Here is a 2,200-nt window from a genome sequence, read left to right as displayed (position 1 = left end):
CCTCGGCCGGACCCGTCCGTTGAGCGCGCGCGTCAAAATCTGCGGGCTCTCCACCGGCGATACGCTGGCGGCGGCGCTCGATGCGGGCGCCGACCTCGTGGGCTTCGTGCATTTCCCGAAGAGTCCGCGCCATCTCGGCTGGGCGGAGGCGCGGGTGCTCGCCGCCGCCGTGCGCGGCCGTGCCGAGCGCGTGGTGCTGCTGGTCGATCCCGACGACGCCGCGCTGGCGGCGGCGGTCGAGAGCGTCGCCCCCGACCTGATCCAGCTCCACGGGCGCGAGAGCCCGGAGCGCGTCGCCGCGATCCGGCGCCTGACCGGGCGCCCGGTGATGAAGGCGCTCGGCATCGGCGAGGCCGCCGACCTCGCGCGCGTGGCGGACTACGCCGCGGCCGACCGCCTGCTGCTCGACGCCAAGCCGCCGCGCGGCGGAGACCTGCCCGGCGGCAACGGGCTCGCCTTCGACTGGTCGCTCCTCTCGGGCACCGCCCTGCCCCGGGGCTGGATGCTCTCCGGCGGGCTCCGCCCCAGCACGGTCGCGGAGGCGCTCGCCCGTACGCGGGCGCCCGCCGTCGATGTCTCCTCCGGCGTCGAGACGGCGCCCGGCGTGAAGGACCCGGGCCTGATCGCGGCCTTCATCCGCGCGGTGCGGGCGGGTGACGCGCCCGGGGACGTCGCGGCCGGCTTGGCGTCCGCACCCCGAGGGGTCTAAAGCAGGCGCAAACGGGTACACGTTTGCCCGACACGCGCCCGAGGACTAGCCCCGTGACCGTCGCACCCGCCCCGAACTCCTTCCGCACCGGCCCCGACGAGCGCGGGCGCTTCGGCATCTTCGGCGGCCGCTTCGTGGCCGAGACCCTGATGCCGCTGATCCTCGACCTGGAGAAGGCCTACACCGAGGCCAAGGCGGACCCGGAGTTCCGGGCCGACATGGAGTCCTACGGCACGCACTACATCGGCCGGCCGAGCCCGCTCTACTACGCCGAGCGCCTGACCGAGCACCTGCGCGCCAAGGCGCCCGCGGGACAGGGCGCGAAGATCTACTTCAAGCGCGAGGAACTGAACCACACCGGCTCCCACAAGGTGAACAACGTGTTGGGCCAGATCCTGCTGGCTCGCCGCATGGGCAAGCCGCGCATCATCGCCGAGACGGGGGCGGGCCAGCACGGCGTGGCCACCGCCACGCTCTGCGCGCGCTTCGGCCTCAAATGCGTGGTCTACATGGGCGCGGTCGACGTGGCCCGCCAAGCCCCGAACGTCTTCCGCATGAAGATGCTGGGCGCCGAGGTGGTGCCGGTCGAATCCGGCACCAAGACCCTCAAGGACGCGATGAACGAGGCGCTGCGCGACTGGGTGACCAACGTCGCCGACACCTTCTACTGCATCGGCACGGTCGCGGGCCCGCATCCCTACCCGGCGATGGTGCGCGACTTCCAGTCGGTGATCGGCATCGAGACCAAGCAGCAGATGCTGGCGCTGGAGGGGCGGCTGCCCGACTCGCTCGTCGCCTGCATCGGCGGCGGCTCGAACGCGATGGGCCTGTTCCACCCCTTCCTCGACGACCGCGAGGTCGAGATCTTCGGGGTGGAGGCGGCGGGCCACGGCGTCCAGAGCGGCCTGCACGCGGCCTCGCTCACGGGGGGCAAGCCCGGCGTGCTGCACGGCAACCGCACCTACCTGCTGATGGACGGCGACGGCCAGATCGCGGACGCGCACTCGATCTCGGCGGGCCTCGACTACCCGGGCATCGGCCCCGAGCACGCATGGCTGCACGAGATGGGCCGCGTGACCTACCTGTCGGCGACCGATGCGGAGACGCTGGAGGCGTTCAAGCTCTGCTCGATGCTGGAGGGCATCATCCCGGCGCTCGAGCCCGCCCACGCCCTGTCCAAGATCCTCGAGCTGGCACCCCAGCGCCCGGCCGAGCACCTGATGGTGCTGAACCTCTCGGGGCGGGGCGACAAGGACATCCCGCAGGTGGCCGAGATTTTCGGGACGAAGCTCTGAGACGCGGCTGGATGGGAAACGAGGGCGTTGACACCGCAGCGTCCCTCTTTCTATATCCAGCCACCGACACGGGCGGCCCGACAGGGCTGACGGCGGTTTGGGGCGGGGTAGCTCAGCTGGTTAGAGCAGAGGAATCATAATCCTTGTGTCGGGGGTTCAAATCCCTCCCTCGCTACCAATCACACCTAGCAAATAC

Annotated in this window: 2 protein-coding genes and 1 tRNA gene; all 3 read left to right on the top strand. The window is 71.2% G+C overall.

Going from position 1 to position 2,200, the window contains the following annotated elements:
- Positions 1-19: 19 nt before the first annotated feature.
- The 3 genes from AX737_RS22160 to AX737_RS22150 all read left to right on the top strand — a co-directional run bounded on the left by AX737_RS22160 (position 20) and on the right by AX737_RS22150 (position 2,182).
- Positions 20-709 (top strand): phosphoribosylanthranilate isomerase, encoded by a 690-nt coding sequence (locus tag AX737_RS22160; protein ID WP_066924966.1) that lies wholly within the window; start codon positions 20-22, stop codon positions 707-709.
- Positions 710-762: 53 nt separating this feature from the next.
- Entirely contained in the window at positions 763-2,004 is a 1,242-nt protein-coding gene (trpB, locus tag AX737_RS22155) for a tryptophan synthase subunit beta (RefSeq protein WP_066924964.1), read from the top strand.
- 101 nt (positions 2,005-2,105) lie between these two features.
- Positions 2,106-2,182: transfer RNA gene (locus tag AX737_RS22150), tRNA-Met, on the top strand.
- Positions 2,183-2,200: the final 18 nt, after the last annotated feature.

Source organism: Methylobacterium sp. CCH5-D2 (genome assembly GCF_001556475.1).
Classification (GTDB): Bacteria; Pseudomonadota; Alphaproteobacteria; order Rhizobiales; family Beijerinckiaceae; genus Methylobacterium; species Methylobacterium hispanicum.
Note: the sequence above shows the minus strand (reverse complement) of the source record. Positions and strands in the feature narration are given on the sequence as shown.